4 protein-coding genes are annotated in these 7,802 nt (G+C 60.8%); all 4 read left to right on the forward strand.

Going from position 1 to position 7,802, the window contains the following annotated elements:
* Window positions 1-98: 98 nt before the first annotated feature.
* On the forward strand, window positions 99-1,796 hold the full coding sequence (locus tag ACVWXF_RS13940; protein WP_457474689.1) for an endonuclease domain-containing protein: 1,698 nt from the start codon (window positions 99-101) through the stop codon (window positions 1,794-1,796).
* 43 nt (window positions 1,797-1,839) lie between these two features.
* Window positions 1,840-2,043, forward strand: a complete 204-nt coding sequence (locus tag ACVWXF_RS13945; RefSeq protein ID WP_011433302.1) for a type II toxin-antitoxin system VapB family antitoxin — start codon at window positions 1,840-1,842, stop codon at window positions 2,041-2,043.
* Window positions 2,044-2,045: 2 nt separating this feature from the next.
* On the forward strand, window positions 2,046-2,441 hold the full coding sequence (vapC, locus tag ACVWXF_RS13950; protein WP_011433301.1) for a type II toxin-antitoxin system VapC family toxin: 396 nt from the start codon (window positions 2,046-2,048) through the stop codon (window positions 2,439-2,441).
* 268 nt (window positions 2,442-2,709) lie between these two features.
* Window positions 2,710-7,731, forward strand: a complete 5,022-nt coding sequence (locus tag ACVWXF_RS13955) for a DEAD/DEAH box helicase (RefSeq protein WP_457474690.1) — start codon at window positions 2,710-2,712, stop codon at window positions 7,729-7,731.
* The last annotated feature ends 71 nt before the right edge of the window (window positions 7,732-7,802 follow it).

Consider the following 7,802-nt stretch of genomic DNA (forward strand, 5'->3'; position numbering starts at 1 on the left):
ACTCTTTGCCGCAAATCCAAAGAATGAGTCGGCATTCCTTTCTCTCCTTCCTCTTGAATACCTGTACCCTATTTTAAATTAAAAGGCTGTATCAGCGCGTGCCGGTGTTGGTTAACGAACACACGGGAGAAAACTCTTGGGGCGTGCGCTTCATGGCGATGTTCCAAATGTCCAACGACTCGCACCTCTTCCGCACCCGTGCAGAGCTGGAAAAGCAAGGTTACCGGCTGGTGGGGAATGTGTTTGTGCCCTCACCCCCTAGCCCCCTCTCTCACGCTGCGGGAGAGGGGGGAAGGATCGCAGCCCCCGACCTCTCTTCTCGCGCTGCGGGAGAAGGAGGGTACGAATTACCCAAGGCCAGCCAGGAACTGATTGCCAGGGCGCGGCAGTTGCGTCGCGAGGCGACGACCGCCGAAAGCCTGCTCTGGGAATTGTTGCGTGACCGTCGGCTGCTAGGCCGAAAATTCCGGCGTCAACATCCGATTGGACAATTCATCGCCGACTTCTTCTGTGACGATGCCCGCCTGATCATTGAGATAGATGGCGCCGTGCACCGTGAACCCACTCAGCAGGAACGCGACCGTTTGCGGGAGGAAATCCTGCGCGAACATGGCTTTGCCATGCTGCGCTTTACCAATGAGCAGATATTCGACCACACAGAACAAGTCCTCCAAGAGATTGCTGCCTATGTCACTGCCCATTCCTACGAGCATCCTTCTCCCCTCTCCCAAAGCCTTGGGAGAGGGGCCGGGGGTGAGGGCTACCTCCCCCTCTACGAAGCCAAGATGATCTGGCACTATGACCACCGCTACGGGACGTACGAGGGCGTGCGCGACCGCGCCAGCACCCAACTGCCCACGCCAGACGAAGCCCGGCACGCCGACCCGCACTTCCTCGTCCAGCCCTGGTACTGGGTATCGGCAGAAGAAGTGCAAGCCCGCCTGGGCGCGTGGCAACGCGGCTGGCTGCTCGGCTTCCGCGATGTGACCAACGCCACCAACGAGCGCACTGCCATCTTCAGCCTGCTGCCCAGAGTTGGGGTAGGACATACGATGCCCATAGTCCTTACGGGTGAGATTTCGGCTATTCATCTCTCGTGTTTTCTAGCCAATCTAAATGTCCTGATTTTTGATTGGGCATTGCGCCAGAAAATTGGTGGGACGCATCTTAGTTCCTTCATCCTCCGCCAACTCCCTATTTTTCCCCCCACTGCCTACACCCCCGCCGATCTCGCCTTCATTGTGCCGCGCGCACTGGAACTGACCTATACTGCCTGGGATCTCAAGCCCTTCGCCGACGATGTGTGGAACGAAGCTGATGACGGGCTGCGGGCAGCCATCCATGTTGCGTGGGATGCAAACCGTATTGCTGTCGGCAGGCATGAATGGCGCCTGCCATCCTGGATCAGCGCTTACCCGGAGATCGAAACCAACCCGCAGAAGGGCATCCCCTTTCCGCCCTTTCGCTGGGACGAAGACCGCCGCGCGGTGCTGCGTGCCGAACTCGATGCGTACTACGCCCAGCTCTACGGCCTGACGCGCAAGCAACTGCGCTACATCCTCGACCCGGCGGATTTGACCGAACGCGAACTTGCCGACATCCTCGATCCGTGGGAAGAGGTGCGCGACCTGCTCGACCCGGCGGGGTATGCTGCCCGTGTTGCCGCTAGCACCTTCCCCGGCGAAACCTTTCGCGTGCTGAAGGAGAAGGAGATACGTCAATACGGCGAATACTGCACCCGGCGGCTGGTACTGGAGGCGTGGGAGAAGCTGGCGCAGCACTCAATAAAAGCTTAGAATACACATAGATCTGCATTTCTATACACACAAGTGGCTCCTCATGCGCACCAACATCGTCCTGGATGACGACCTGATCGAGCGTGCCCGCCAGGTAACCGGCCTCAAGACCAAGCGCGAGGTGATTCACGAAGCGCTGCGTGTCCTGATTCGCCTACACGAGCAAGCTGAGATCCGCAACTTACGCGGCAAGTTGAAATGGGAGGGCAATTTGCAGCAGCAACGCCTGTCGTGCCTGCAGGACTGAGGATGATCCTGGTGGACAGCACCATCTGGATTGATTACTTCAACGGCATTTCATCGCTTCACACCGACTATCTGGATTGGGCCCTGGATCAAACTCTTATCCTGGTGGGCGACCTGATTTTGGCAGAAGTCTTGCAGGGCTTTCGCAAAGATGCCGATTTCGAGCAGGCTCGCTGTGCTCTGGTGAAATTGCATCAGGTGCAAATGGTTAACCCCTCCCTGGCGGTGAAAAGTGCGCAGAACTTTCGCTTGTTGCGTCGCAAAGGCGTGACGGTGCGCAAAACAATAGACAGTTTGATTGCCACTTGGTGCATTGAGAACAATGTTCCGCTCCTCCACCACGACAGTGACTTCGATGGCTACGAGGCGCATCTAGGATTGCGGGTTATTCGTCCATGAGGCAGAGGTGGCCTTCTGCAGACCAGTTTTCTCTTGACATACCCCCTGCCTAAAGGCAAGGGATTCTGGTTCCTGCATTCGGAGAACGCTGCAGCCGTCGGCGGGTACTGGAGGTGTGGGGGAAGCTGGCGCATTGCCGATCCCACTTCGGAGATATCTTTTTGCCGTTCAGCGGGCCGTAGATCTTGGTGGGTGCGGTTTCAAACACCACTTGCGGCATCTTCAAGCTAGGCTTGAGCTAACCAAGCGGGCCTTAAGGGCAGATTCGATGTCCACCATCTTTGATCTCCACGCCACTGTTCTGGACGACTATCGCGATTTTGTCCGCTCCTTTTTTCTCATTGGCGACCAACGGGCGCAAGCCTTTGTGAATCAAGCTCTAGAGGAAGGGATCCACCTCTGGCCAGAACCCCTCCTCCAGCTCAGCCCTAGTTATGTATCTGGTCCAACCGTTGACGAGTTGGCCGAGGCGGGGCGCATTGCCCAAGAAACAGCCCGCATTTTCCGCTTTGAGGATGGCAGACCCTTCCGCCTCTACCGCCACCAGGAGGAAGCTGTTGCCAAGGCCCTAGCAGGCAAGAGTTTTGTCGTTACCAGCGGCACCGGCTCTGGCAAAAGCCTTTGCTACTTCTTGCCCATCATTGACAACTGGATTCGCCAGGGGGGATCCGTGGGCCAGGTAACGGCCCTGGTGGTCTATCCCATGAACGCTCTGGTGAACTCCCAGTACCAGTCTTTACAAACTCTGCGCGAGCGCTACGAGCGCGCCTACCATCGCCCCTTTCCGCTGCGCTTTGCCAAATACACCGGCGAAACCGAGGAAAGCGAGCGGGAAAACCTGCGGCGGGATCCACCCCAGCTCCTGCTGACCAACTACGTGATGGCCGAGCTACTGTTGGTGCGCCCCGAAGATCAGCGCTTCCTCAGCCCCAACGGCCTGCGCTTTCTGGTCTTTGACGAGCTGCACACCTACCGAGGCCGGCAGGGGGCCGATGTGGCGATGCTGGTTCGCCGCCTCAAGGGACGCTGCGCCGCCAAGGACTTGGTTCACATCGGCACCAGCGCCACCATGATTGCTCGGCCAGAGGCCAGTGCCCTGGAGCGCCGCCAGACCGTGGCCGACTTCGCCAGCCGCTTCTTTGGCCATCCCTTCACACCGGAGCAGATTATCGAGGAGACCCTGGCCCCTTTGAGCGAAGGTGGCCCGCCTTCACCTGAAGAGCTCAAACCCGCCCTCGATCCCCCCTGGCCCACCGACCTAGCTAGCCTGCGCCGCCACCCCTTGATGCGCTGGTTGGAGTACGAGCTGGGCCTAGAGTTAAGTCCCGACGGCATCAAGCGCCGCGTGCCCAGGGAGCTCTCCGAGGTGGCCGCCCAACTGGCCCAACTGACCGGCACCGCTAGCGAAAACTGTGCGGCAACGCTGCGCCAGTTCCTTGCCCACGCCAGCAGCCTCAAAGACGACCGCAGCCGAGGAGTGGCCTTCAAGCTGCACCAGTTTATCTCCCAGGGCCGCACCCTCTACGCCACCCTGGAGAGTCGGGAAAAGCGGCAATTTTCCCTAGAAGGGCAGATGCAGGCGGGGGAGGGCAAGCTCTTTTTCCCCGTCAAGTTCTGCCGCCAGTGTGGGCAGGACTACTACCACGTCCTCAAGTCCAGGGATCAGTTCCTGCCCTATCCCGTGGGAGAAGAGGTAGAGCAGGACGAAGACCAGCAAGCCGGTTACCTGAGCTTGGATCCTCTTGACAACGAGTGGTCGCTGGAGCAGATCCCCGAAGACTGGTACACCCCTGAGGGCAGACTCTGGCCCAACTGGGGAAAGCGCGTCCCCCAAGCGGTCTGGGTGCGCCCAGATGGATCCTTTTCCGAGTACCCCCAGGCGGAGGCGCAGAAGATGTGGTGGCAGCCCCACCCCTTTTCCCTGTGCCTGGCCTGCGGCGAGTACTACCGTGGCCGCGAGCGGGAGTTTGTCAAGCTGGCTTCCCTCTCTAGCGAAGGCCGCTCCAGCGCCACCACCATCCTTGCCACCTCCCTGCTGCGCCATGCCGAGCAAACCCAGGCCGCTTGCAGCAAGCTGCTGACTTTTACCGACAACCGCCAGGACGCCTCCCTGCAGGCCGGCCACTTCAACGATTTTGTGCATGTGGCCCTTCTGCGGGCCTCGCTCTATGCTGCCCTCCTCAAGAAAAAAGAGCTGGGCTTTGACGAGGTGGCCCAGGAAGTGGTGCGGGCTTCTGGCCTGGAGCTTGCCGACATTGCCCAAAACCCGGCTTTGGATCCCGACTCGCCCAGTGCCGAGGAAGTGTGGCAGACCTTTAGCGAGCTAACCGAATACCGGCTCTATGAAGATCTGCGGCGCGGCTGGCGGGTTACCCACCCCAACTTGGAACAGGTGGGCCTGCTAAAAATCGAGTACCGCGGCCTCGGGGAGCTCTGCCAAAATTCAGCCCTGGCTTCCCTTCACCCCTGGTTTGCCCAAGCCAGCCCTGAGGAGCAAGAGCAACTGCTGCGGGCTCTGTTGGATCGGTTTCGGCGCCAATTGGCCATCGATGTGCCCGTGCTCAAGGCAGAGCCCCAGAGAAGGCTGCGCCGGCGCGCCCAGCAATATCTCAATGAGTTTTGGGGCCTGGAAGAGCATGAGGAGTTGCGGACGGCTCGCTGCTTTGGCCAGAACCCTTCCCGGGAAAACGGGCAAATGCTCAGCCTGGGCCGCCGCAGCACCATTGGTCGCTTCCTCTGCAGGCGCCTTGATCTGAACCAAGAAGCCTACGACAGGTTTTTGGAGTCCCTGCTGTCTCTCCTGGTCAGCCAGGGCCTGCTACGGCGCCACGTGGAAAATGGCCAGGTAGCCTACCAGCTAGACGCCGGCTGTCTGCGCTGGTGTCTGGGGGATGGCCTGCCGCCGCCGGATCCTCTGTATTCCCGCAGCGCCCAGCAGGAGGGCTACACCTCTGTCCGCCGTCCCATCAACCCCTTCTTTCAGGAGCTCTACCGAGCCGGGGCAGCAGGGCTAGGATCCCTGGAAGCCAGAGAGCACACCGCCCAGGTGGTCCAGCCGGGGGAGCGGGAGCGGCGAGAGAGACGCTTCCGCAATGAGCCCGGGGAGCGCCGCCTTCCCTACCTCATTTGCTCTCCCACCCTAGAGCTGGGGGTCGACATTGCCGATCTGGATCTGGTGCACCTGCGCAACGTTCCCCCAACGCCAGCCAACTACGCCCAGCGCAGCGGTCGGGCCGGTCGCCAGGGGCAGCCGGGGCTCATCCTCAGCTACTGCGGCGCCTTCAACAGCCACGACCAGTACTACTTTCGCCGCCGGGCCGAAATGGTGGCTGGACGGGTGCGACCTCCCCGCCTGGACTTGGCCAATGAGTCGCTGCTGCGGGCCCACATCCACGCCGTCTGGCTAGCCCAGGTGCGCTTGCCCTTGGGCAACTCCATCGAAACGGTCATCGACTCAGCTCGGCCAGAGCTGCCCCTGCGGGAAGAGGTGGTTGCCTCCATTCAGCTAGGGGAGGCGGCGCGCCAAGAGGTGGCGGAGCGGGTGGAAGCGCTCTTGGCTGCTGACCGGGAAGTGCTAGAGCGCAGCGGCTGGTTTAGCCGGCGCTGGATCCAGCAGGTTATTGAAGAGGCCCCCCGCGCCTTTGACCGCGCTTTTGACCGCTGGCGGGAGCTCTATCGGGCCGCCACGCAACAGCTAGAAGCCGCCAACCAGCAACTGCAGATGGCTCGCCGCCGGGAAGACCAGCAGGAAGCCAGGCGCCGCCAGCAGGAGGCTCTGCGCCAGCGGAACCTGCTGTTGCAAATCGATACCCAGCGGGAGGAAAGCGACTTCTACCCCTACCGCTACTTAGCCAGCGAGGGGTTCCTGCCCGGCTACAACTTCCCTGCCTTGCCCGTGCGCGCCTGGGTGCCCCGCGGCAGCGAAGGGGAGTTTATCGCCCGGCCCCGGTTTTTGGCCATTCGCGAGTTTGCCCCCCACAACTTCCTCTACCACGAGGGCTGCCAGTGGGAATCGGTGGCCTTTCAGGCTCCGCCCGGCGGCCTGGAGGAGCGCAAAAGCAGCCACAAGCTCTGCTTTAGCTGTGGGGCCTTTGGGGATCCCTCCTTGGATTGCTGCCCCGTCTGCGGTACCCGCTTCGATGGGCAAAATAGCCTTTTAGCGCAGCTTCTGGAAATGCCTAATGTGCGCATGCGGCGCCGGGATCGCATTACTGCCGACGAAGAAGAGCGGCGGCGACAGGGATACCAGCTGCAGACTTTCTTTCAGTTTGCTCCCGAAAGTTCGGGCTACCGCGTCCAGGAAGCCGACGTGCTAAGGGGCGAAACTCCCTTGCTGCAGTTGCGCTATGCCCCAGCCGCCACGCTACTGCGCATCAACTCCGGCTGGCGGGGCAGTGGGGGGCGAGGTTTCCTGGTCAACTTTGACAACGGCGAAGTCCCTTCTCGAGCTCAGCTTGGGGGCAATAGGGCTAGCTCGTCTAGCCCGATGTCCTTGCAGCCCATCCGCCTGGCAGTGCGCGCTACCCAAAACCTCTTGCTGGTGCGGCTGGTTCAGCCCAGCGGGGGGAACCTGCAGGCGCTAGAAACGACCCTGCGCTATGCCCTCAAGCGGGGAATCGAGGAGACCTTTGAGCTGGAGGAGACAGAGCTGGCCGCCGAGTGCATCGGCCAGGGATCCCATCAGGCCATGCTCTTCTACGAAACAGCAGAAGGGGGCGCTGGCGTCCTGTGGCGCCTGGTGGAAGAGCCCCAGGCTCTAGCGGAAGTGGCCCAAGTGGCGCTGGAGATCTGTCACTTCCAGCTTTCAGAGGCCGGGATCCAAGACCTGCGGCCCGAATGCCGAGCAGCCTGCTACGAATGCCTGCTCAGCTATGCCAACCAACGGGAAGCGCTGCAGCTTGACCGCTATCAGATCCGGGATCTTTTGGGCCTGCTGGCCAACAGCCGCACCGAGCTGCGCTCCCTGGGTCGCTCCCGCCAAGAGCACCTGGAGTGGCTGCGCCAGCTCCTGGACCCTCGCTCTGAACTGGAGCGCCGCTTTCTCGAAACGCTGGCAGCAGGAGGGTATCGGCTGCCTGAGGATGCCCAGAAAGCCATTGCCGATCCCGACTGCGTCGTTGACTTCTTCTACAGCCCCAACATCTGCATCTTCTGCGATGGCCCAGTCCACGACCAGCCTGCCCAAGCGGAACGGGATCGCCAACTGCGCTCGCAGCTGCAGGGACGGGGCTACCGCGTGCTTGTTCTGCGCTACAACCAAGATTTGCAAGAGCATGACTCTAGTCAATAATAAGCTCAACTATACTGAAAATAATGTATAATATGTTCAGTACGGATTACTACCAGTTGATCTTTCTGTTT

This window comes from Thermostichus sp. MS-CIW-40 (genome assembly GCF_054058315.1).